We start from the raw sequence: 24,242 nt of genomic DNA, 5'->3' as shown, positions 1-24,242 counted from the left end.
CCGGCTTGTATACATGAGCCGGCAAAAATCTTCAAAAAAGTTATTTTTTAGTAATCAATTATTGGATGAAAGTTGATGTATTGCTTGGTCTCCAGTGGGGAGATGAGGGTAAGGGTAAAATTGTGGACGTTCTTGCGCCGCGTTATAATGTTGTAGCCCGTTTTCAGGGAGGTCCTAATGCAGGGCATACGCTGGAATTTGATGGTATTAAACACGTTTTACACCAGATTCCATCAGGGATTTTTCGTAATGATATACAGAATGTCATCGGAAATGGTGTGGTGTTGGATCCAATCGTTTTTAAACGCGAAATCGAAAACCTGGCGCAGTATAATCTTGACTTGTTCAGCAATTTGTTCGTATCCAAAAAAGCATCATTGATTTTACCTACTCATGCGCTTTTGGATGCTGCTTATGAGCGTTCAAAAGGTGAGTCTAAAATCGGTTCGACTCTGAGGGGAATCGGACCGACTTATCAGGATAAAATCGCAAGGCTTGGTCTGCGCGTAGGAGATGTGTTATCACCTAATTTTGCAGACAAGTATAAAAAACTGGTTGATGCGCATAAAGTGATTCTTGATTTTTATCAGTTTGACTATGCATCGGTATTGCCTCAATCTGAAGAGAACTTTTTCGCTGCGATTGACTTCATGAGGCAATTCACACTTGTGGATAGCGAATATCTTGTGAACGATGCGCTTAAAAATTCACAGTCTGTTTTGGCTGAAGGCGCTCAGGGCTCTTTGCTTGACATTGACTTTGGTTCCTATCCTTTTGTTACCAGTTCTACAACAATGGCGGCCGGTGCTTGTACCGGTCTTGGTATTGCACCAAGCCAGATAGGTGAGGTATTCGGGATATTTAAAGCATACTGCACCCGTGTAGGTAGCGGTCCGTTCCCGACTGAACTCTTGGAAGAAACAGGAGAAAAGATGAGGAAAGAAGGTCGCGAATTCGGTGCGACCACAGGGCGTCCCCGTCGTTGTGGCTGGTTGGATCTTCCTGCATTGAAATACACGGCTATGATCAATGGTGTAACGCAGTTGATTATGATGAAAGTCGATGTACTTACCATTTTCGATACGATCCGCGTATGTACGCATTATCGCCTAGCTGATGGAACTTTGACAGACCAGCTTCCGTATGACCTGTGCGATACCGATGTTACACCTGTATATCGCGATTTCGAAGGATGGCAGCAGTCCTTGGATGGTATTTACGATTTCGATGCAATCCCATCTCAATTGGTTGAATATGTGAAATTCATTGAAGCAGAATTGAACCTGCCAATTACGTTTATTTCAACCGGTCCTGACCGTCAGGCTTTGATCAGCCGTGAAATATCTGCTGAATTGAACTAGTATATAATAAATATAGAAAAGTAAAAATCCTGTCCTTTCATAAGGCAGGATTTTTACTTTTATGATAGTAAACTTAATACATCTTCTTTACTGAGATATTTTACAAAACCATCTTCACTCGATATCAGATCATCTGCCAGCTGTTTTTTTGTCTTTTGTAAAGCCAGGATTTTCTCCTCTACCGTATTTTTGGTAATGAATTTGTAAGTGAAAACCGTTCTTTCTTGCCCGATACGGTGGGCACGATCTACGGCCTGAGCTTCAATAGCAGGATTCCACCATGGATCCAGAATAAACACATAATCTGCAGCAGTTAGGTTTAAGCCCAATCCACCAGCTTTCAGCGAAATGAGGAATACTGTAACATGTTCTTCCTGTTGAAAGCTTTCAACCTGACCCTGTCTGTCTTTTGTAGCACCGTCGAGATAAGAGTATGGAATTTTCTTTTTATCAAGATGGTCTCTGAATAAATCGAGATGTTTAATGTACTGACTAAAAATCAGTATTTTGTGCTTTTCGCTGAGAACGGTTTCCATTTTATGGATGACATCTTCAAATTTGCCGGATCCATCCATATAAGCTGTATCAACCATTTTTGGGTGATTGGCAAGTTGTCGAAGTTTAGTAAGTCCTTGAAGAACTACCATTTGTGACTTTGATAAGCCAGCTGTATCAATACTTTCCAGAATAAGGTTACGGTAATAGGCTTTGGCTTCTTCATAAGCTTTTTCCTGCTCATCACTCATGTTGCAGTATTGAATGCTCTCTACTTTTTCAGGAAGATCGGTCGCTACCTGCGATTTCAATCTGCGTAATATGAATGGTTTAATCAGATTGTGCAGCCGTTTATTCTTTTCCACGTCATTCTTTTTTTCAATCGGAACCTGAAATTCGTCCCGGAAAAAAGATTGCGTTCCAAGGAGACCAGGGTTGATAAATGACATTTGAGACCATAAATCCAGTGTACTATTTTCCACCGGCGTTCCGGTTAAAATGAGCCTGTTAGCGGCATTGAGCTTTTTTACAGCCTTAGAAATAATTGACGTTGGGTTTTTAATTGCCTGGGATTCATCCAGGATTACATAATTAAATCGGAACGACTGAATCAAATCTATATCCAACCTGACAATGCCATAAGAGGTTAGAATTAAGTCGTAATTATTGAACTGTTCCGTATTTTTCTCGCGGTAAGTACCGGTGTATGTAAAAATTTTAAGATCAGGCGTGAATTTTTTGGCTTCCAGCATCCAGTTGTATAGCAAAGAAGTAGGCATGATCAGCATCGAAGGTTCAATAATGCCCTGCTCTTTTTGAGATTGTAAGAACGCTAATGTTTGAACAGTCTTTCCAAGACCCATATCATCTGCCAGGCATCCTCCGAATTTGTATTGATTCAGAAAATGCAACCAGTCGTAACCCGATTTTTGATAAGGCCGTAGCTCCCCTTTGAAATGTACCGGTGATTCGGTGGGTTCTATATGATTAAAATCACGAAGGTTTTCTAACTTTCGGCTAATCACAGCACTCGCCAGATCATCTTCACGCAACTCCTGAACAAGAGCGAGGTGATGCATTTTCAATCGAAGCTCACCTTGATGATTTTCGGTAAAGGAGAATAATTCTGAATATTTGGTAAACCACCATTCCGGAATGACAGCAATCTCGCCGTTGGGCAAAACGAATTCTTTCTTTTGATTGAGAATATAGTTTTTTAACTGAATAAAGGGTATTTCGAAATCTCCGAACTGTACGCGCGCGTGGATATCAAACCAATCCCTGCCTTCCTGAATCGAAATATCCAGAGAGGAATACCCAAGAAAGTAACGTTTGGAATCAGAAGTATTCTGTTTAAGCTCAATATTGTTTTCTTTGAGTTGTTCAGAATAGGTCTGAAGCCATCCAAAAGCATCAGATTTTGAAATACTCGTGCGGCCATGATGAAGATCGAGGCCCCAGCTTTTGATCAGTTGAGCTTGCTTTTTTTCAGTTGTAAGATCCCTTTTTACCTTATGAAATAAATATTCATTCCCGTTTTTCTCCATAGAAACACTCGATGGAGATGCTTCAGTATGTGTCCGGAAAGCAAAGTTGCCTACTCCGTACTGGAAGGAAAGATCAAGGATGACCTCATCATCGTTGTCTTCGAGCGTAATATCTGAACTATCAGGCCCGGCAAAAATAAGCATTTCAGACTTTTTGAAATTGACTGCACTGTCAGAAATTGTTAATACGGCACGAGGGGGAGAAGTGATTTTCCTGATTTCAAATCCTCTGGCAACAACATCGTAGGAGGCAATAAGTGGCGCAACAAATTTTGTATAATACTGTTCTTCTACATTACCGGGAATTGCAATAAATTTTTTAGCTAGAAACGGCTTGATTTTTTTTCCATCTACGTCTCCTTCAAAATGATACAGGTGATTGTCAATGAGCAACCATGCAGGCTCCTCGCAAATCAGAATGGCATTTTTATATTGGAAATCAAGTTTTTCAAACTTGAAACGCATTGTGGGGAAGTAATGTGTATTGTCTTCATTTCGTACAAAATGAAAACGAATAGTCGCCTTCTCAGATTCCCGGATTAATTCCTTCCATAACGGATTGCCATCACTTCCCATGATAAAAAGGCTTTTCCCTTCCAATTTGCTCAGGATTCCGGATTTTGCTTTTTCAAGAAAATGTGCAATGGCTTCCTGTATGACCTTATCACCTTTCTGAGTATCGTATATTTTAAGAAAAAAATCAACAGTGTTAAGTCTCTTGGAGTTGAATTTTTTAAGGATAACATCTTGCTGAATATCATCAATCAGTTTCACCAGCTCTATGTCAGTCTGATCTATACCGTCACTGAATTCATTAATGTTTTTTGAAGAAATATTTTGTATCTGAAATGTGAAATCTCCGTGCTGATCCAGCTGAACAACAAATGATTCGAATATATACCCAAGGTATTCGTGATTCAGAATCGAATAGATAATCTTAAAAGGTTGTTGAGGAGATACTTTCATTATATATAGGTTGTGACAGACTGTTTGCAAGCAGCTTAAAGAAGAAATCAGAAAGATAAGTTGCTCCCTTGGAGCTGGCAAAATATCAAATGTAATAAAGAATCAGGGGATTTGAAAGGTTGAAAAATGAGGGATCCGTAGAAATGTATCCAGTGTATATAGCAGCTGGAACAGCTAAAATTTTGAGAGATTTTATATAAAAATCAAATTGCTATCACGCGCGTTTTACAAAAACTGTAAAATATGCTTTTAAAGGATTAACTATGTATAGATTTGCAGTATAATAACAATCAGGAATACATGTTATCGGAAGTCACAACAAAACAGATTGCCGTTATTGGCTTGGGCTATGTAGGATTGCCATTGGCTATAGAGTTTGGCAAGAAATACAAAGTAGTAGGATTTGATATTAATACAGAAAGAATAAGACAGTTACAAAACCGTGAGGATGGAACACTACAAATATCTGAGGCGGAATTTAAAGAAAGTACCCAGCTGACTTTTTCATCTGATAAGGCATCAATAGTAGAGTCAAACGTTTTTATCATTACCGTTCCTACACCTATTGACAGTTATAAAAAACCGGATTTAGGTCCGCTTCTCAGTGCGAGCAGGGTAGTGGGAGAAATTTTAAAAAAGGGAGACATTGTTATCTATGAATCAACGGTATATCCCGGCTGTACGGAGGAAGATTGCGTCCCGGTTCTCGAAAAGATGAGTGCTCTTCGTTATAACGAAGATTTTTTCTGCGGTTATTCGCCTGAGCGCATTAATCCGGGAGACAAGGTAAATACGCTCACCAAGATCAGGAAAGTTACATCAGGTTCCACTCCGGAAGTTGCACAACTGGTAGATGAACTCTACAAATCAATCATCGAAGCCGGGACTTACCTTGCTTCGGGAATCAGAGTAGCAGAAGCATCGAAGGCCATTGAGAATGCGCAGCGTGATGTAAATATTTCGTTCGTAAATGAGCTGGCGCTTATTTTTGATCGGATGGGAATTGATACTACGGAAGTGTTGGAAGCAGCTTCCACAAAGTGGAATTTCCTGAAGTACAAACCAGGACTTGTGGGTGGTCATTGTATTGGTGTAGACCCATATTATCTTGCATATAAAGCCGAGTCACTTGGATACTATCCTCAGGTGATTCTTTCCGGTCGGCGGATTAATGACATGATGGGTATTTTCGTAGCTAACAAGTTGATCAAACTACTGATCAAGAAAGGACATAAAATTGAGGGAAGTCGTGTACTTATTCTCGGTATTACGTTCAAGGAAAATTGTGCTGATATCCGTAATACAAGGGTGGTAGACGTATTCAATGAGTTAAGAGATTTTGGAATTGAAGTTGATATATATGATCCCTGGGCTAGTGAAAAAGAGGTTTTTGAAGAATACGGAATCTCGCTGGTGAAAGAGCCGCAAGGAACCTATGAAGGGATATTACTCGCTGTATCCCATCAGGAATTTCAAAATTTGGAACTGGAAAAGTTCAAGGAGCAATCATCTGTGATTTTCGACCTTAAATCTGTATTGCCCAGGGAGGGAGTAGATTCCAGACTATAAAATAAAAAAGGCTTCATCATAAGATGAAGCCTTTTTCGGGATGTGGTACCGGGGACGGGAATCGAACCCGTACGAGCGTTTCGGCTCACAGGATTTTAAGTCCTGCGTGTCTACCAGTTCCACCACCCCGGCCTGCGCCATGAACAATGTGATGGGCATTAAGAGAAAAAGCACCATTTCGGGTGCTTTTGACTCTGAGCGAAAGACGGGGTTCGAACCCGCGACCTCGACCTTGGCAAGGTCGCGCTCTACCAGCTGAGCTACTTTCGCATAACCGTTTCTGATTAACGTGGTGCAAATGTAGGGCGTCCATTTGTTCTATGCAAGCGTTTAGGTTAAATATTTTTCAGTAAATTTTGCCATCAGGTATTAACAAATTGTAAATCATTGAGTTTTGTAAATTTTTTTTTTACATGGTCTAAGTTTTTGATCCGACATGGGAGAGAAGACAATTCGTGCCGAAGTAAGCGGACTGAAAAATCGATCTTTTAACCGTCCAAATTATAGTTTATACCACCGATACCATTTCAGTTTACAGCGCTATATTTTCATTACCTTTGCAGCATTAGGAAAAGGAGCGAGACTTGCAGCAAGAATCTCCCTTATTCTTTGTTCGGGATGTTATCAATTTAAACCATAAGTTCTTCATGTTTTCCAACGAAGTTTTATTTTTCGGAGGCTTTATTCTTGCTATTAGTGTGATGCTCCTGCTGGATTTGGGAGTTTTCAATAAAAAGGATCATGTCGTTAAATTTGGAGAAGCTGCTGCCTGGACAGTAGCGTGGATTGCACTTGCATTGGTCTTTTACCTGATCATCAATACACATGGTGATCTGGTACATGGGGTGGATAATTACGCACAGTTGGAGACCATCAAGGATAAATACGCGCCACATGTAAAGCTCATTCCCGGTAATTTCGAAGAAAGCCTTGAAATTTACAGAAAGAATATGTCGTTGGAGTTTATCACTGGCTATTTGCTGGAATATGCGCTGTCAGTGGATAATATCTTTGTGATTATACTCATTTTCTCATCATTCGGCGTACGTCCGAAATACTATAAGAAAGTGCTTTTCTGGGGTGTTCTTGGTGCTATTGTGATGCGCTTTATATTCATTTTCCTCGGGTCTGCATTAATGCAACGCTTTGAATGGATCATCTATCTGTTTGGGTTGTTGTTGGTATATCAGGGAGGTAAAATCTTTTTTGAAGGTGGTGAGGATGAAAAAATTGAACCCGCCAAGCATCCGGTTGTGAAATTTACCTCCAAGTACTTTCCGGTGTTTCCACGTTACGTAAGAGAACACTTTTTTGTAAAAAAAGCAGGTAGGTGGATGATTACCCCACTATTTGTAGTTGTACTGATTGTCGAATTTACTGACCTCATTTTTGCAGTGGATTCGGTTCCGGCAGTTTTTTCGGTGACAAAGGATCCCTACGTAGTGTTCTTTTCTAATATATTCGCGATCATGGGCTTGCGTTCTATGTTCTTCTTCCTTAGCAATATCATGGGACTGTTCAGGTTCTTGAAGTATGGTCTTGGTGTGCTATTGGTATTCATCGGTGGTAAAATGCTGGCGCATGTATATCTGGATGAGCTTGGCTTCAAAACAGTTTATTCTTTATACGTAATCCTGGGGATACTGGCAGTAAGTATTTTAGCATCAGTTATTTTTCCTGAAAAGAAAGAAACTCCATTATTACCATCCAATACTTAAGATCTGTGTCTCGTTTTAGTGGTTATGAATAGGATTCTCAAGGCTTATCTAAAACGTCTCACCAATTTAAGTACACGTAATAAATCTCTTTTACTACCCGGATTACCCTCGGAGCAGTTTTTGGATATCTGCGAGCTTGACTTTCTTTTGGCAAAGCCAGCTTTGGATGTGCTGGTACAGATTGTTCATGGAGCAAAACGGATCCCGCTGTGTGATGTACAGGATCCACGCATGGAGCGGGTCAACGAGGTCAGCAAAAAACTCCGTAAGATAGCCAGAACAGATTCCTTTATTCTCGAAGAGCGTGGATCTCAGGATCTTTACTTGGGTTATCCGTTTGTAAGAGGAAAACTCAGCGACGGCACGCCTATCCATGCGCCGCTACTTTTTTTTCCTCTTACACTCAGAATTGACCGTGAGCAATGGTGTTTGTTTAAAAGAGAGGACGCAGAGGTTATTCTTAACAGAAGTTTTGCACTCGCTTATGCACATTTTAATGAGGTGGTGCTTACAGATGATGTACTGGAAAAATCCTTTGAAGATTTCCCGTCTGATTTTCTTGAATTCCGTACGCAACTTTACGAATGGCTGAAACAGACAGCATTCAGGATCAATTTTAATCAGGATTTGTTCGCAGACAAGCTGATTCCCTTCGAGTCCAAAAGAGGATCGGAATTGCAGCAATCAGAGCTAAATGGGGAGATCAAGCTTTTTCCTGAGGCTGTGCTCGGTATTTTTCCACAATCGGGTTCATATCTGGTTCCTGACTATGATCAATTACTAACCATGGGTAAGGAGGTGGACATTCCGTTGTTGACTATCAGTCATACAGACTTTCCTCAACCGGAAAAGATAAAAGAAGAGGACATGTTCACTCCTTTTGACATAGACTCATCTCAGGAGAAAATCATTTTGTCAGTTAAGAGTGGTCAATCTGTAGTTGTACAGGGTCCTCCCGGAAGCGGTAAATCTCAGCTTATCTGTAATTTGATGGCAGATTTTGCCGCAAGAGGAAAGCGTGTTCTATTAGTTTGTCAGAAAAGAGCGGCGCTTGATGTTGTTTACAAGCGACTGGATGACATAGGAATGGGCCATTTTACTGCACTTATTCATGATTTCAAAAATGACCGGTCAGCTCTTTACAATCAAATTGCCCATCAGATTGATCAGGTTGACTCGTATCGACAGCAGAATTATAGTCTTGAAGCCGTATTCCCTGAGCGACAGTTTGCGAAAGAGAGCAGACAAATAGATAAAATAGTAAGTGATCTAGAGTCTTTCAGGGATGCACTTTTTGGAGAGCAGGAATGCGGAGTATCTGTTAAAGAACTTTATCTGACCACTGATCCATCCCAACCGCATAGTGATTTTGGCTTGCTCTATAAGTCGTTCCGTTTGGATGCGGTGGAGGAGTATAGAAGAAGGCTGAAAATATTTTGTAAGTACAGACAAAAGATAGGTCCGGAACATACCTGGTATAAACGTAAAAGTTTCTCAGGCTATGGTGTTACGGAATTACAGCAGATTACGAAAATGCTATCCGACTGGCCCGGTGCTTTTCAGCAGCAGGCAGATGACTTTGAACAACTGTCAGGTGGGACTTTTGATTCGATCTGGATAAAAAATCGCAAAGAAGCTTTAGAAAGAATTCGAGATATCCGCAGTCTGATCGACCACAAGGTATCCTATGAGCTGTTCAAGCTGTACCTGAATTCAGACATGAATCCTTTTGTGCGACTATCATTTATACGACAGGTAACAGATGCAATGGAAGGGTTTATACAGGATGAGGGTATCGAAATGTCTTTGCGCAATGATCAGTTGAATGGATTGAAACATGAAGTGGGTAAGGTGATCGAAGCCAAAAAATCCTCCGTTTCCGGGCTTTGGTGGAGTCTTTTTGGGAAACAGAAAGAACAAATCAACGAGTTGGCTATACGGAATAATCTTGGTATGTCTGTGGAGGAACTGGTCAAGCTGGATGTGAAAATACATAACAGAGTTCAGCTCGAAGCATGGTTGTTAAAAGAAGAAATCATGTTTGACGATCAGTATCTGCCGTACGGTGAGCGTAATCAGAATACGCTACTTGACTTTTTCCACCAGGCAGAGTCTGCTGCAGATGCTGCCGGCAGGGCGAATTATCAAAAATGGCCTGCATTACTTTTTAATATCACTTTCTCCTGCACAGACTGGGAGAGTTACGGTAAAAGGCTGGATACGCTGATTCACTGGCTTAATACCTGGGACCGGATGGAAAATGCTATGAAGCCGTATCTGCTGGATGAGCAAATTCTGAAGTTATTTGATCAGCCCGATTTATATAGTAAGGCACTGTTGGAAAGCTTGACGGAAGACTTTGATTTCATCGCTGATATGGACACACTATGGTCAGATATGACCGTAGCCCAGCAGCAGATGACCGAACTGATTCTCACCGATACGAATAAAAAAAGCATCAATAACTTAGATGATATTTTGTTCTATTTCGAAAACAGTCTGGGTCTGGCATGGATAGGGCATATCGAAACAAGGTACCCCGAGCTCAGGTCTGTTTCCTCTTTCAAAATGTTGGAATGGGAAGATCAGATTCAGCAAAGTATAACGGTTAAACAGGAACTGAGTAGCCAGATCGCGATCATCAAACTGAGAGAGTATACTTATGAAGGAATTGAGAAAAACCGTTTGGGTAATCGGGTAACGTACCGCGAACTTGGCCATCAGGTAACAAAAAAAAGAAAGATCTGGCCGATCCGTAAACTGATTACACAGTATAGCGATGAAGTGTTCTCGTTGGTGCCATGCTGGATGGCATCACCAGAAGCAGTATCCGCGGTTTTCCCATTGGAAAGTGCGCTGTTTGACCTTGTTATTTTTGATGAAGCATCGCAATGCTATGCCGAATACGGTTTGCCGGCCGCATACAGGGGTAAGCAGATTGTGATTGCGGGAGACAGCAAACAACTTCCGCCAAGTGATTTGTACAAGGTACGTTATGAAGAAAAAGGAGATGATGAGGAATATAATCCGGCGATAGAGGTAGAATCGTTGCTGGATCTTGCTGCCCAATCTTTGGATCAATACCAACTTTCAGGTCACTATCGGAGTCTGTCCATGGATCTGATCGATTTTTCAAATCGGCACTTTTATAAAAATACGCTACGGTTACTACCAGACTTTGACAACCTAAACAGCCGAGAGCCGGGTATTGTTTTTCAGAAAGTTGAGGGCGTCTGGAAAAACAATGCGAATCTGGTGGAGGCCGACAAAGTAATTGAGCTTCTACAGCAGTTTATTGGTAAAAAGAAGACAGTAGGAGTGGTAACCTTCAATTTTTTTCAGCAGCAAGTGATTCAGGATGCCGTCGAAAAAGCTGGAATAATGATTGAGGGACTTTTTGTAAAGAATATTGAGAATGTGCAGGGTGATGAGCGGGACATTATCGTATTTTCGATGGGGTATGCACCAGATGAAAAAGGCAGACTATCCATGCAGTTTGGCTCACTGAACATGCAGGGTGGAGAGAATAGATTAAACGTGGCTATCACCCGAGCCAGAGAGCGCATATATTTCGTTACAAGTTTGTCACCAGACCAGCTTCATACAGAAATATCATCGCATGCAGGCCCCAAACTTTTAAAAGCTTATATGCAGTATGCGGTTGAGGTTTCTGAGGGACATTTCAAACCATCTCCACGCCCAACTGAGGGGATTCGTGCTGACTGGCTACTGAAAGATAAACTGGTTAAAAAGAAAAGCTCTTTTTTTAAAGAGCTTCCGTTCGCGGATATCACTGTAAAAGAAGAAGAGACATATAAGGGATTGGTCTTGACGGACGACGACTTGTATCATCATTCTGATTCGTCAAAGGAACCGCACGCTTATCTGCCTCTTCTGTTAAGAAAAAAACACTGGCCATTCAAACGCGTTTACAGTCGCGATTTTTGGACCAGAAGTTTAGATCATATCCTATAGTTCTTTGATTCTGATGTTACGGAAAGAAACTTTATCACCATGATCCTGTAATGCGATTTTGCCTTTCTGGAAAGCACCAAATCCATCCCAGGTTTTAAATTTGCTATTGGCAATGAGTTCATCCCAAGCAGCTCCCTGAGTAGGGAATTCCACTAATTTTTTCCCATTCAACCAGCTTTCTCCTTTTCCTGCTTTGATAATTACCTTAGCCTTATTCCATTCTCCGGCTGGCTTTACGACAGTAAAGTCGCCGGGAGGCAACATATCGTATAAAGAGCCTGACTTGTGATTTCCGGCTTTTCCTGCTTTAGCATCAGGATGTCTTTCGTCGTCAAGGATTTGAATTTCAGGACCGGTAGAGTAGGGGCAGCAGTATTTCTTTTCTTCTATGACATGGTAAATAATACCACTATTTCCTTTTTCTGCAATTTTCCATTCCAGTTCCAGTTCGAAGTCACCGTATTCCTTATCTGTAACCAAGTCCTTTCCTCCTTTTTCTGCAAGAACGATAGCACCATCCTCTATTTTCCATTGAGGAAGTACCTTATCTTCCTGCCAGCTATGCCATCCATTCAGGCTCTTTCCGTCAAATAAAGATACCCATTTTCCTTTTTTTTGAGCTTGTACCTCAGTGTTTCCGATTGTGATCGCAAACAACGCAATTAGAGCAGCCTTACCGATTTTCTGCCATTTAGTGCAATTCATAAGTCTTTTGTTAAAAGTTTAGAGCACAATATTAACTACTTTTATGCATCAATCTACTTATTTTTGATAAAAGCAACTTTTTATTCTGCGTTATCATAGTAAAGTTCAAACTCAATCAAATAACCAATGGCATCTGTATTCTCAAAGATTGTAAGCGGAGAGATCCCAAGTTTCAAAGTTGCGGAGACTGACGAGTTTTTAGCATTCCTTGATGCATTCCCGGCAACAAAAGGTCATGTTCTCGTGATTCCGAAAGTGGAAGTTGACTATCTTTTTGATCTGGATGAAGATGTGTATACCAGGCTATTCTTATTTGCAAGAACCATTATTCCGGCATTGGAAAAAACGGTTCCCTGCAAACGCATAGGAGTGAGTGTAATTGGTTTGGAAGTCCCTCATGCGCATGTTCACCTTTTGCCATTAAACAGTATGGCCGATGCAGATTTTACCAAAAAAATAAAGGTTAGCCAGGAAGAATTAGCTGATCTGGCTGAAAAAATCCGTGGTAATATGTGATTCGCTACAAGGAGAAATCTTTTCTGAGCCCTAGTGAAAACCCATAGGTAGTTGGATAAAGCTTGCCTACATCAGCTGCAAATGAGCCCTTAACCGTGGTTCCTCCCAATATATTTAAGCGAGATTGAAACGCAAGCAGGCCTGAGAACTGGTTTGCAGATGGTGTAAAAGGAGCTAAATAAGCTCCTGAATTATTGGAATAAGATAGTTTTGTATACCAATGTATACGCTGAGCAATGGTACCCCTGAGCCCCATATGTACAGCCAGTACGCGGTTGTTACTCGTGTGATTATCTGCATATACAGGATACTTCCACTTTGTGTCAGCAGAAGGCGGAATAAATGGAGTACCTATCGTGCGTATCTGGTACGACCATCCATCGCGAACCTGCTGGTTGTTGAAGTAATTGTCAATACCTCTTTTTAGAGGGTCACCTATAATAAACTCGTCTCCACCTTGGTCTTTGGTGTATAGGAATTCAAAAACGCCCTCAGTAATTTCGAATCCAGCACCATAAGAGTTTTTTCTTCGGATGCGAATCCCGTTTAATCCATCTTTTAATGCTTGCATGTAGAAAAGTGTACCGTCCTCATAGATAAACTGGCGGTACAAGAAGATGCTGACTCCATAAGTTTCTATCTCTGCAGCCATGTCTATTGAACCCAAATGGTTCCCGATGCGGCTGGTGCTATCAAAATGTGTAACCTCTGCTCCTTCACCACCTAAGGCTCCGGTAATCATGTTTAAGTAATTTTTGAAACCATTAGGAAGATTATTGCTTTCAGCAGTAAGATATGGAGATTGGCCTCCCCATTGTACCTGATGATTTAATCCTCCGTACAATTTCAGGCGAGATGATTCCTTACCTAATCTGACATAAAGCATTTTCTGATGGAACCTAAGATTAGTTGTTACGGGTCTGTTTTTTTCGAAAAGCCCTTCGGAATAAAATGCGTTGAATGCTACCCATCCTTTGGTCAGAGGTACGTTTACAAATTTTGTAGTCCCAAACTGGATTTTTGGAATAGGCAAGGCATTGCCCGACCAGGCATATGATCCCGAACCCATTGTGGAGTCTGCCAGTCCAACCCACTGCTTTCTTCTGCCAACAAATAATTCCCAATTTTTAAATTTCAGCGCTGCATTGGCCTGTGGAAGAAATATTTCTGCCGGAGAGCCCGTGTTGCCTACTGCTTCGATGGTAGCACCAAATTTCCAATGACTTTCTTTACCGGACGCGGATAAATTCCAAATCTTCTGTGCTCCCAGCCGGATCGCGCCTGATGGGGCTGTTTTTGGTAATACTCCAAACTGATTTGCATGCATCCAGAAAGGTAGCCTGTCCTGCGAACTTCCAAATCCGATTATTTCTGCATACCCATAACTTGAATCGACTTTTGATAAAGTCTGGATTGTTTCAAATTGAGAAAAACTTGTCAGCGGGTTGATCAGTATTATAAAAAAGAATGTGCGTAGGAAGGTTGTATGCATAGAGTAAATTTAAAAATCAGTGATGTGTGTAATATTCAAAGAACGCTAAAATAGTAAGAACTTACTTGCATCCGTTTGATTTTTTTACCCGATACAAATTTTAGATCATCCTAATTCAGGAAGCCATATTTTTTTACACCAATTACCAGTCCATAAGAATGAGGTAACAAAGAGCCAATATCCGCTGATACTCCCGTTGACAATAAACTTCCACCCAGAAACCCCAATTTCTTTTCTGCTGCAAGAAATAGAGCAGTCTGATGCTTTACAGACTGAAAAGGTGTAAGGTATGTTCCATAATTTATAGAATGTGTTGCCTTAAAGGTTAGATTTAGTGTGTTCCAGGAAGCATTTAATGCGGAGTGTATTGCCCATAATCGATTGTTATTAGCAAAATAATTATCATTACGTGGCAGATTTTCACTGAGGTTTGTGCCAGCTTGAACCAACGGAGTACCCATGTTTATGCCACGGTAGGACCATCCATTTTTATACATGTAGTGGTTGAAATAATTACCATATTCAAATATTCCCAGGCCATAGGTCGGACGGGCGTTATGTTGGCTATGTGTACCAATAACTTCAACAACAGCTGAGTTGAATAAGAGATATTTTATATCTTGCTCAGGCCTTTTATTTCTTTTAACAGAGATTCCATTTAATCCATCAGTATAATTAATGACTTTAAATAAAGAACCACTTTCAAAAATGGTCTGTCTGTATAAAGAATAGATCCAGTCGGGCTGGCGCCAGGATATACCGAAATCAACCGTTCCAAAGTGATTTCCGATAACTTTGTAATCTTTGTTACTTCCGGTGATAACGCGCTTATACGCTTCTGACTTACTCAGCTTATTAAGAGGATCTATTTCCTTCTCTCCCCCCCATATTACCTGATGATTGAAGCCGGTATATATTACTAACTTTTTTTTATTATTACCCAGTCGAAAATAGAGTGATTTTTGATGTAAAAAGGTTCTGTTTACACGGGGTGTAGCTCCATAGATAATTTCGCTTTCACGAAGAAGACCATCAGAGTAAGAAGCTTTCAACGATAGATAACCGTTCGTGAAACCGATGGGGGTAAATTCAGGAATAGATAATTGTATTTTTGGGAAAGGTCGGGCATTACCTGACATGGCAAGTGAGCCGGAGGATAATGTACTATCGATGAGGAGTCCTGAAACAGTCTTCTGTTGGCCAGCTAATATTTCTACCATATCCCATTTTCCAGACACATATAAATCTGTAGAGAATATGTCTGTCCTTGAATGATAATTACCAATTAATTCTGCTTTTGCAGACCATTGAAAGCGCCTGGGGTCATTGGGATGATAACGTTTCATAAGGCCAATAGCTGCCATGGCAAATGACCCTTGCTGAGGAATGGTTCCGTGTTGACGAGCTGATATCCAAAATGGAGTCTGTTCTGTAGATCCTCCGAGAAGCAAGGTGCTGTGATATAACAATGTACTGTCCTGCGCACTTGCATTAGCAGCCAGTAAAGAAATCAAAAAGAAGAAATAAATGCGCATTTTAGTCAATATACGTCGTTCATACGTTGTATTGATTCGAAGGTAAAGTTCATTTTTTATAAAAACCACTTTTTGATAACCCAATCATCAAAGCGGAATTGGAAGTATATAATTTCCCTATGTCAGTTGCCAGGCTAACATTCAGAAAACTTCCGTTCAGAAAAGATATAGGTTGGGCTATCCTTATCAGAATCGAGCTTTGGTTTAACGCTGGTTCAAATTTGTTAGTATAAGTTCCTGAGTTTTTAGTGAACGTCCCCTTAATAAGTATAAGCGATTTATTCCAACTAAGCTCTGAAGCAATATGCATCCCGGCGATACGATTGTTCACGGTAAAGTCACTACCGCTTACGGGTATTTCTTCCCGATTCATTCTTTGAGGAGCCAGGAGTGGATTTCCAAGCGTTCTGCCTCTGTAAGACCAACCTTGGGCATATACATAATGATTGTAGTAATTATCATTCCCGAATACGCCGGTAGAAAAGTCAAATACGTCTCCTCCCTGATTTTTTGTGTAAATATATTCCAGTAATAGTGTATTGAGCTTTAATCCTCTATCGTCTTGGGTATTTCTAACCCGTTTAAATCTCAAACCATTCAATCCATCTACGATATTAGATAAATTGGATAGCGATCCATCCTCATAAATACTTTGGCGGTACAGGAAAATGTTCCATTTTTTACCGTTTAGCTGGAGAGCAAGATCAATGGTTCCAAAGTGATTGCCAACTCGGCTGAAAGCCCAGGGTTTCCCAAAAACAACATATTCATAGGCTTTAGCGGTTTTTAAGCCTCCGGAGAAAATTTTCTCTTCATTGCCCCACATTGCCTGGTGGTTAAATCCACCGAAAATACTCACTTTATGTGAAGGGCCGCCAAGTCGAATATAAAGGGACTTCTGATGAAGATACAAGTCAGGAATGTAATTGGTATTTCCATAAATAACTCTTGCACCTCCTAACAAGCCATCTGAATAGGAAAAGTTAAAAGCCAGAATGTCATTCCCGGGGATGACATTGACAAAGCGCGGAGTCGAAATCTTAATTTTTGGATAAGGACGGGCATTGTTAGAAACAGCGAAAAAGCCTGAAGTAAGGAGGCTATCACCAAGTCCTGAGAAATCTCTCCTTTGCCCAATTGAAATTTCAACAGGCCCGGCTTTACCAGCGATGTATGCATCAGTCAGGAAAAGATCGTTAGACTTACCGGCTATAGCCACTGCCGATAGTCCTGCAGACCACTGAAAAAATCGTGGATTGTTGGTATTATATACCTTGTAGCCCCCTAGCTGTGCACTTAAAAATGAACCCTGATCCGGAACTGTCCCAAATTGGTTAGCGTGTAACCAAAGTGGAACGTTTCTCCCTGTGATGGCGCCGTTAACTTCTGCAGAGTAGTAAAGCGTGGAATCCTGGGCAAATAAGTTTAAAGTATATAAAAGGGATATAGACAGAAAAGCGAAGATGCGTATCATTTACATGTATGAGGGAGGGATCTGAAAATCTTACTTCTGACAATCTAGCGTCCTTTTCGACCTAATATCACCATAATCGTCAATAGAATAATTTTCAATTCCAGCAAAAGGCTCCAGTTTTTAATATAATACAGGTCATACATCAGTTTGTGCCGGGCATCGTATACGCCAGCCCCATAAGAATACATCACTTGAGCGTAGCCTGTTATACCGGGCTTGATGTTATGACGAGCGTTATAATAAGGTATAAGTTCTTCGAATGTTTCTGTAAAAACAGGTCTTTCCGGTCTTGGACCTATCAGGGATATATCTCTGTTAAAAATATTAATAATCTGTGGCAGTTCATCTATACGGGTCAATCTCATAAATCCTCCGTAAGGAAACACCCGTGAGTCATTCTTTTTGGAAAATGCAGCTCCGTTGGCTTCTGCATCCAGGCGCATAGAACGAAATTTCACACAGTAGAAAAGTTTGTTATCTAAACCTACCCTTTCTTGTCTGAAAAAAACAGGGCCCGGAGACTGAGATTTTATTCTGAAAAAACTAAGAATCCATACAGGAAAACTTGCCAGGAAGAGTATAATAGAAGCACATACGTCAATTATTTTTTTCGGATAGCGTATCCTCTTACCAAAAGATGAGATTTCAGCCAGATTAGGATTGATTTCGCTGATATTTTCAGGAACATAGACTTTACCCAGGTGCTTCTCACAAAAATCAAATACAGTACTTATTCTGATTGATTTGTTTTTTCGGATTACCAACTCGTAGATGACATGGTAACGGCTGTCGTATTGAGGATTTGTTACGAGGTGAATTTTTTCATAATGTTCTAAAAGCGGACTAACTGTATGATTTAGTAAATAGTCGTCATCAGTAGAGTGTGGAATTAGAATGATTTCACGGTAAATCTTTTTAAGAATCTTGAAATCGTACTTTTGAAGGAAGTAGTCATAGCTGGTAATGATCAAAATTTCATCAGTAACAGCGGTTTTACTAACTAAACGATGTACATATTTACGATCAGATACAGAGGTCTGGCTCATAGGTGTGTAGTTATATGAAAGGATATATGTGTGTAATATTTTGCAAGTTTAAGGATAAACACCGATAAAAGAAAGATAAAATAGCACTAAGGAATTTTCAGGTACCACACTCTCCAGTATATAATTTAGTTTATGACGGATTGATATAGCTTAAGATACGAATTATACATTTTCTGAACTGTAAACTGGGACTGATAAGATTCTCTCGCCTGAACCTTTGCTGATTCATAAAGTGATTTGTCATTTTTATAGTCCAGTATATGTTTTGCCAGCAAATTACTTTCATTTTGGAGGGCAAATCCATTTTTTTTATTCAATACTTCCCCTATCCCTCCCACGTTGGATGCGATGACAGGCACACCGTAACACAAGGCTTCAAGAATCGACATAGGCATTCCTTCATAATCTGAAAGTAAAATAAAAGTATGTGTAGAGGGCAAAAGCTGATGAGCATTAGCTACCTCTCCCAGGCAAAATACGTTTTCCGGGAGGTTTTCTACTGGTTGTTTGTTCCCAACCCAAAAAAAACTGATATCCTGATCTTTGAGTAGAGAAGCTGTTTCACAAAACAGGTCAAACCTTTTGGGGGCAGCAAGTCTTGCGATAGAAAGTACATTGAACTTGGTATTACTCTTCATTATATCCTGTACCTTACCGATATCTGTTTGTATACCGAGAGGTTGAGAACTGAAGTCCGCAATGCCATTATAAATGTAGCTGACGTTTCTATTGATTCCTTCGCTAATCAGATTTTCGTAATCGTACTTACTAACTGCCACTATATGTCTGGCTCTAAACTGAAGCGCTTTCTCGAAGTATAGAAATTTCCGAAAAGCAATCCTTATGGAATCAAACCCGTGTACGGTGTAGATAATTTTTTTTGCAGGAAATGCCAGTCTGCCCAAAATGCCAATTTTAGAAGAGTGAAGATGCACCACATCAGGTTTGAACATTTTATTAATGCGCATAAGCTCTACTATAACCTGAAAATCCTTTACCGGACTAATTGCTCTTTGTAGGGAATTTATGGTGATTTTCTTTACCTGTTCGGGAAGTGCATTCCATAATTCTCCACTGGCAGAAGAAGCAACCATCACATTATGCCCGTCTTCCACAGACTGCTTAGCAAGATTAAGTATAACCGATTGAGCTCCTCCTAACTCCGACAGGGTGATTACATGGAGTATTTTCATTTGATATTTTTACAAGTGTGCTGCTGGTATGTAGTATACCGGATTTTAGTGGCAAAGTTACTTTTAATTTATTAAAAGTAACTCCCGATCGCAACAGCAGACTTGGGTAAAGTTTCCATATAGCCTCATCCCGTTGTATTAATACGATAATTCCCTAACAATCGTAGTTCTGCACCTCCTGCGATTTGTACATTTCTAACAGTAATATTTTTGTTTAAATCAATAGTATGTCCACTGTTAATCTGAACATAGTCATTTAATGCAGGTGCGCGCCCTGCTGACCAGATGGAGCGGTCTTGCCATAAACCGGATGATACGGTATGTATGACGTTTGAAAACAGTGAAGTTGTGCTGAAATTTTTAAACAGTGTTGTATTTGTCGCCGTCTGATTATTGCCAAACCAGTCGTTGAGTATATCGGCATAGATTCTCCTAAAGTCAATTTGCATTTTGATGTCGTAATTGGCTCCGGCACCCTGGTAAGGTCCGGGAGGTTCGAGTTCATTGATCAAATCAGGATTGGTACCAATAATCTGTTTTTTAACACCAGTTCCAAATACAAACATAGGGGCAGCAATACCATGATCTGTTCCTTTTGATGCATTTGATGTTGCGCGTCTGCCAAATTCAGAAAAGGTCATACCAATCACTTTATCTTCTGTGTTTTGCAACTTTAAGTCATTCTGAAATGCAGTGATACCCTCTGAAAGCTGTTTTAATAATTGAGCATGTACACCTTCTGTGCTACTTGTGCCGACCTGCGCTGCATGGGTATCAAACCCAAACATTTCAACGAAATAGATTTTGGACTGCAAACCACCATGAATTAGCCGGGCAACAATTTTCAATTGCTCAGAAATATCATTAGGTGTCTGAGGTGAAGGATAGGTAGCAAAATTTTTCCCTAGCTGGGCTGCTTTGGTAACGGAGCCCATGTAGCTGGATGACAATAACTGCTGTTGTCTCATATATTTAATGAGGTCTCCTGCGTCACAACATGGCAGTTGTCCCATTCCGGCAGAGTCCAGATTGCCAATTAAATCATAAAAATTGGATGCATTTTCAATAGACATGCCCATGGCTTGTTGTGGTCCGGCCAACGTGGGGGAGTTGAACGCGCCAATTTGAATAGCTAGAGGATCCTGCATCTGATCATTCGGATAATTATCAGGGAAGCCAGTAAAGCGGCTATTCAAGTATCTGCCAGCCCAACCAGTATTCACATATTTATCACTGTCGCTGCCCGTCATCCAAATTTCAGTTGACCGTACGTGTGATAAGCTGGGGTTTGGATAAGAGACAGAATGGATGATGCCTAGTTTACCTTCGTTATACATCTGTGCCATCCCTGTCATTGCCGGATGAAACCCGGTTTCTAAATTTCCCTGTAACTTGATCACCTTGTTTTCGGGAATGGCAATATTGGTTCTGAGGTTATTATACTGAGAATAGTACTCCAGTGGAATGACCGTATTGAGCCCGTCATTACCTCCATTAAGATAAATCATGACCAGAATTTTATCACTATCCGCAGCAGCAGTTTTTAATAGCTGTTGCACCAGTTGTGAGTTTTTACTCAGGGCTTTGATCCCGAATCCATTTACTGTCAATGGAAGTAGCATGGAAGAGGCTGCTGCCAGAAATTTTCTTCTTTTCATGGGTAAATTAAATCAGGATACATGAAATTCTGCCATTCTAAACATATGTCTTAGCAGATACCGGCACCTTGCTTCTACAGTGTGCCTTCGGTCAACATGATCCGGTGTTAGGCGATAATAATTAAGCTCAGACACCCAGTTTCTCCGGGAGACCCCACGCATCATAATGTTGTCAATCAGGAAATCTTTCTGAGATTGATCTAAGGGAAACGTATACAAATTTTGAGAAAATGCTTCCAGTAATTGTTCACAAGTTATTGCCGGAGTACCGTCAACATCGGAAAAGTTAGGCTGGATGCGTGCGAGCCATGAGAGCAGGTCAATACCCATAATGTATCCCGGCTTAATTTCATAATTGTAATGTGCCCAAAAGTAACGGTCCATGTGATTGTGCCGCCGCCCTATAGCTGTTCCGTTGATCCAATTTTTTGAATAGCCGATTTGGTAATATGCGGGATAACCGAAGACGGTAGGCTGATCCAGAATCGGAAAGTCCATGTCTCTCATGTGATAATAAACGAACTGTGCATATTTTCTGAAAGGGACATATTCTGTTGTACTATCCGGAACCGGTTGTTCAAAAAACCGAAGCATACTTATTACAAGATCAGCTGGTGATTTGATGATTGCTCCCTTATTTTTTTGATCAAAGAAAATCTGGCTGGATAAAAGTTTTCGAAGTACAGGTTCAATACTGAAGTTGTTACCGGGACTGCAGAAAAAAGCTGCGAGCGGAACAATAACATTCAGTTCAATTTCTTCGGTCACATTGGGATTCACATACCAACGGTATAACTTTCTGCATATGTGTTTGGCTGTATGCGGATGTGCCAGTAACATGCTGATGAGACTATTCAGCTCATTATTACCTGCTTCAGGCCCACTTTGTCCAGATATGACGGTATTATTGTATTTGTCAGAAAAAATTTTGTCTGATGCATCATGCCTTGAAGGTGTGAAAACAGAACCAAACGTAGTAGATCCATTGACCAGATAATTATTGACCTGCCATCCGGTTAGTACATTTGCAGCTGCCTTTACATCTTCTTCCGTATAATTTGCGTTACCGTAAAAGTCTTTTTGACCCACTACAAAAAGTTCCTGTAACTCTCTTGCATAGTTTTCATTGGGATGTCCCTTTTGATTTTCATTTCCATTTTGAAATAAAAGCATAGCCGGATCTTTTGTGACTTCTGTAGCGAGATGCCTGAAGTTGCCGAGACAATGGTCTCTTAGTAGTTTTAGATAGCGATCCATAAACCGATAATCCAAAACAAAAATTTGAGGCACTACAAAATGATTTTGCCAGAACAAAGTCAATTTCTCGTGAACTGAAGGGTATCCGTTTTTCTGTACCATCAGCGCCGACCACCAAAATTTGTAGAATTTGGCAAAGTCTGCGTTACGGGAGAGACTATAGGGTAATGATAGAAATGGTTGCCCGGCTGTGGGCATGGTTTCATCATAATCGAGCGGTGGGGGAGGATTTCTCGTTCTGCTTACGTTAGAGATCAGGATATCGACTGCATCTGTAGCAGTCTTACCTGTGAAATCTGTAATCTCCTGCCTTGTTGGTCCAAAGCATGCTCTACGTAATAAATGAGAAGCCGTTTCGGCGGTAAGCGGTTCAGTGTATGTATCCAGATACGGCATATACTTCAATAGGTAAAATTGTAACTAGCGAACGACCACCAAATTCCGGATTGCTCTTACGTTATTTTTATCAATAAGCTCAATAACATGAGTTCCAGATTTAAGGCTCTTTATATCGAGTCCGTTTTCATTAAGGGAATGAGCAGTCAGTATTTTGACACCGGCACTGTTGTAGATGTTTACGAGGGCAATGCGGCCTTTGCTTTGAATGAAAACACGATTGGAAGTTGGATTAGGATAGATAAAGAAGTCATCATTATCAGCATATTTCAGATAATGGATTTTACTGTAAGCATAGGTGCCATCAAAGTCGACTATTTTCAACCGATAGTAATTTTGACTGTAAAGACTTGTAGTATCCTTATATGTATAATTTTTAGTGCCAGATGTTGTACTATTGAGGTGCTCATTTAAAGCAGATACCCTACCGATGTAATCCCATTGCATCTTATTGTTACTTTTTTCTACTTCGAAATGGCTTGCATTTTCTTCGAAAGTGGTGACCCATTGAAGATGCGCATTTCGTTCAACTACCTGACCGCCGAATTGAGTGAGAACTACGGGTAAGGCAGCAGCAGGCTCACTGCCTAATGTGAATATCCGGAACTGGTTGGGTGTAACAGGATAACTTGTGGTGATTGAGCCCGAACTGATTGTACTGGCTCCTCCGGTAATGGCATTAGGGTCAACATTTGAAGATATCCTAACCCATTTTGCACCATCCCAGCCAACTATAAACATTTTTGCCAGAGAGCCTGCATGCTGTTGAAGTAATTCGGGTAGTTTGCTTCGTGGGTTCCAGCTTATGGTAATCTGTGTAGGATTTTGGATACTGATATCCCAGAATTCATACCCGCTAACCGTACCTACTGAGCTTTCCTTATTGACAGTTAGAAAAGGCCCACCGGGAAAAGAATTGGTACTGTTTGCTTCATTCGGGCTAATAAAATAATACGCGCCAATCGTTTGATCAGCTGCAGCGGCAAAAGGTCTGTAAACTGACTGGTCACCTACAGGAAAAATGAACCTAGCACCTCCATACTTTTTTACATATCCGTCCACATGACTATCAGCATCGAAGTTATCAGACATTACACTTTCAGAATAGCTTATCATTCCTATGGGATTCACACGTTGAGTCGTTATTCTGCTTCCAATCTGTGCATGAGTCTGTGTAAGCTTCAACGTGGTAATCATTACCAGGAAACAAATTGTATATATCAATCGTACTGGCATGTATAATAAGCAATTAATTAATTTGATATGTACTATTTATGCTACATTTAAAATATGGTCAAATATACATTAATTCTACAAATTTGTAGTTTATTCTACAGGA

General features: G+C 40.5%; 15 protein-coding genes and 2 tRNA genes. 5 read left to right on the top strand and 12 right to left on the bottom strand.

All coding sequences use genetic code 11. The annotated features are described in order from the left end of the window. Positions 1-65 precede the first annotated feature (65 nt). Entirely contained in the window at positions 66-1,361 is a 1,296-nt protein-coding gene (locus AC1XUE_RS19255; protein WP_483357611.1) for an adenylosuccinate synthase, read from the top strand. A gap of 59 nt (positions 1,362-1,420) precedes the next feature. Here AC1XUE_RS19255 and AC1XUE_RS19250 read toward each other — a convergent pair whose 3' ends face one another. Further along, complete coding sequence (locus tag AC1XUE_RS19250) at positions 1,421-4,369, bottom strand: DEAD/DEAH box helicase (protein WP_483357610.1); 2,949 nt, start codon at positions 4,367-4,369, stop codon at positions 1,421-1,423. Between the two features lie 300 nt (positions 4,370-4,669). On the opposite strand from AC1XUE_RS19250, the gene AC1XUE_RS19245 reads away from it, so the two are divergent. Beyond that, a complete protein-coding gene (locus AC1XUE_RS19245; RefSeq protein ID WP_483358014.1) occupies positions 4,670-5,938 on the top strand; it encodes a nucleotide sugar dehydrogenase in 1,269 nt (422 codons plus the stop codon). A 43-nt stretch (positions 5,939-5,981) separates the two neighbouring features. Here AC1XUE_RS19245 and AC1XUE_RS19240 read toward each other — a convergent pair. Further along, positions 5,982-6,070, bottom strand: a tRNA-Leu gene (locus AC1XUE_RS19240). A gap of 65 nt (positions 6,071-6,135) precedes the next feature. Beyond that, positions 6,136-6,208, bottom strand: a tRNA-Gly gene (locus AC1XUE_RS19235). Positions 6,209-6,585: 377 nt separating this feature from the next. On the opposite strand from AC1XUE_RS19235, the gene AC1XUE_RS19230 reads away from it, so the two are divergent. After that, entirely contained in the window at positions 6,586-7,656 is a 1,071-nt protein-coding gene (locus tag AC1XUE_RS19230; protein ID WP_483357609.1) for a TerC/Alx family metal homeostasis membrane protein, read from the top strand. A 24-nt stretch (positions 7,657-7,680) separates the two neighbouring features. Next, a complete protein-coding gene (locus tag AC1XUE_RS19225) occupies positions 7,681-11,631 on the top strand; it encodes an AAA domain-containing protein (protein ID WP_483357608.1) in 3,951 nt (1,316 codons plus the stop codon). Here the strand turns inward: AC1XUE_RS19225 and AC1XUE_RS19220 are convergent. Then, complete coding sequence (locus tag AC1XUE_RS19220) at positions 11,626-12,336, bottom strand: 3-keto-disaccharide hydrolase (RefSeq protein WP_483357607.1); 711 nt, start codon at positions 12,334-12,336, stop codon at positions 11,626-11,628. The genes AC1XUE_RS19225 and AC1XUE_RS19220 overlap by 6 nt on opposite strands. A 126-nt stretch (positions 12,337-12,462) precedes the next feature. Between AC1XUE_RS19220 and AC1XUE_RS19215 the strand changes: the two genes are divergently transcribed. Further along, positions 12,463-12,852: an HIT family protein gene (locus tag AC1XUE_RS19215; RefSeq protein WP_483357606.1), complete on the top strand. Its 390-nt coding sequence runs from the start codon at positions 12,463-12,465 to the stop codon at positions 12,850-12,852. Between the two features lie 4 nt (positions 12,853-12,856). Here AC1XUE_RS19215 and AC1XUE_RS19210 read toward each other — a convergent pair whose 3' ends face one another. The 8 genes from AC1XUE_RS19210 to AC1XUE_RS19175 all read right to left on the bottom strand — a co-directional run bounded on the left by AC1XUE_RS19210 (position 12,857) and on the right by AC1XUE_RS19175 (position 24,139). Further along, positions 12,857-14,344: a capsule assembly Wzi family protein gene (locus AC1XUE_RS19210; RefSeq protein WP_483357605.1), complete on the bottom strand. Its 1,488-nt coding sequence runs from the start codon at positions 14,342-14,344 to the stop codon at positions 12,857-12,859. A 110-nt stretch (positions 14,345-14,454) separates the two neighbouring features. Continuing rightward, positions 14,455-15,879 (bottom strand): capsule assembly Wzi family protein, encoded by a 1,425-nt coding sequence (locus tag AC1XUE_RS19205; protein ID WP_483357604.1) that lies wholly within the window; start codon positions 15,877-15,879, stop codon positions 14,455-14,457. Between the two features lie 49 nt (positions 15,880-15,928). Beyond that, positions 15,929-17,353 carry a capsule assembly Wzi family protein gene (locus AC1XUE_RS19200; protein WP_483357603.1) on the bottom strand — a complete coding sequence of 475 codons (1,425 nt, stop codon included), beginning with the start codon at positions 17,351-17,353 and terminating at the stop codon, positions 15,929-15,931. Between the two features lie 44 nt (positions 17,354-17,397). Further along, on the bottom strand, positions 17,398-18,399 hold the full coding sequence (locus AC1XUE_RS19195) for a sugar transferase (protein ID WP_483357602.1): 1,002 nt from the start codon (positions 18,397-18,399) through the stop codon (positions 17,398-17,400). 125 nt (positions 18,400-18,524) lie between these two features. Beyond that, a complete protein-coding gene (locus AC1XUE_RS19190) occupies positions 18,525-19,592 on the bottom strand; it encodes a glycosyltransferase (RefSeq protein WP_483357601.1) in 1,068 nt (355 codons plus the stop codon). 125 nt (positions 19,593-19,717) lie between these two features. Then, complete coding sequence (locus AC1XUE_RS19185) at positions 19,718-21,250, bottom strand: DUF1501 domain-containing protein (protein WP_483357600.1); 1,533 nt, start codon at positions 21,248-21,250, stop codon at positions 19,718-19,720. 12 nt (positions 21,251-21,262) lie between these two features. After that, the gene (locus AC1XUE_RS19180; protein ID WP_483357599.1) at positions 21,263-22,903 is read right to left on the bottom strand and encodes a DUF1800 domain-containing protein; all 1,641 of its coding nucleotides are present in this window, start codon (positions 22,901-22,903) and stop codon (positions 21,263-21,265) included. Positions 22,904-22,927: 24 nt separating this feature from the next. Beyond that, the gene (locus AC1XUE_RS19175; RefSeq protein WP_483357598.1) at positions 22,928-24,139 is read right to left on the bottom strand and encodes a T9SS type A sorting domain-containing protein; all 1,212 of its coding nucleotides are present in this window, start codon (positions 24,137-24,139) and stop codon (positions 22,928-22,930) included. Positions 24,140-24,242 lie beyond the last annotated feature (103 nt).

This window comes from Dyadobacter sp. HNCC25DJ187 (assembly GCF_056895255.1).
Note: the sequence above shows the minus strand (reverse complement) of the source record. Positions and strands in the feature narration are given on the sequence as shown.

What these genes read in the sequence shown, in the direction of transcription:
- AC1XUE_RS19255 (WP_483357611.1), top strand. Translation starts at nt 66, where the DNA reads ATGAAAGTTGATGTATTGCTTGGTCTCCAGTGGGGAGATGAGGGTAAG.
- AC1XUE_RS19250 (WP_483357610.1), bottom strand. Translation starts at nt 4,369, where the DNA reads ATGAAAGTATCTCCTCAACAACCTTTTAAGATTATCTATTCGATTCTG.
- AC1XUE_RS19245 (WP_483358014.1), top strand. Translation starts at nt 4,670, where the DNA reads ATGTTATCGGAAGTCACAACAAAACAGATTGCCGTTATTGGCTTGGGC.
- AC1XUE_RS19230 (WP_483357609.1), top strand. Translation starts at nt 6,586, where the DNA reads ATGTTTTCCAACGAAGTTTTATTTTTCGGAGGCTTTATTCTTGCTATT.
- AC1XUE_RS19225 (WP_483357608.1), top strand. Translation starts at nt 7,681, where the DNA reads ATGAATAGGATTCTCAAGGCTTATCTAAAACGTCTCACCAATTTAAGT.
- AC1XUE_RS19220 (WP_483357607.1), bottom strand. Translation starts at nt 12,336, where the DNA reads ATGAATTGCACTAAATGGCAGAAAATCGGTAAGGCTGCTCTAATTGCG.
- AC1XUE_RS19215 (WP_483357606.1), top strand. Translation starts at nt 12,463, where the DNA reads ATGGCATCTGTATTCTCAAAGATTGTAAGCGGAGAGATCCCAAGTTTC.
- AC1XUE_RS19210 (WP_483357605.1), bottom strand. Translation starts at nt 14,344, where the DNA reads ATGCATACAACCTTCCTACGCACATTCTTTTTTATAATACTGATCAAC.
- AC1XUE_RS19205 (WP_483357604.1), bottom strand. Translation starts at nt 15,879, where the DNA reads ATGCGCATTTATTTCTTCTTTTTGATTTCTTTACTGGCTGCTAATGCA.
- AC1XUE_RS19200 (WP_483357603.1), bottom strand. Translation starts at nt 17,353, where the DNA reads ATGATACGCATCTTCGCTTTTCTGTCTATATCCCTTTTATATACTTTA.
- AC1XUE_RS19195 (WP_483357602.1), bottom strand. Translation starts at nt 18,399, where the DNA reads ATGAGCCAGACCTCTGTATCTGATCGTAAATATGTACATCGTTTAGTT.
- AC1XUE_RS19190 (WP_483357601.1), bottom strand. Translation starts at nt 19,592, where the DNA reads ATGAAAATACTCCATGTAATCACCCTGTCGGAGTTAGGAGGAGCTCAA.
- AC1XUE_RS19185 (WP_483357600.1), bottom strand. Translation starts at nt 21,250, where the DNA reads ATGAAAAGAAGAAAATTTCTGGCAGCAGCCTCTTCCATGCTACTTCCA.
- AC1XUE_RS19180 (WP_483357599.1), bottom strand. Translation starts at nt 22,903, where the DNA reads ATGCCGTATCTGGATACATACACTGAACCGCTTACCGCCGAAACGGCT.
- AC1XUE_RS19175 (WP_483357598.1), bottom strand. Translation starts at nt 24,139, where the DNA reads ATGCCAGTACGATTGATATATACAATTTGTTTCCTGGTAATGATTACC.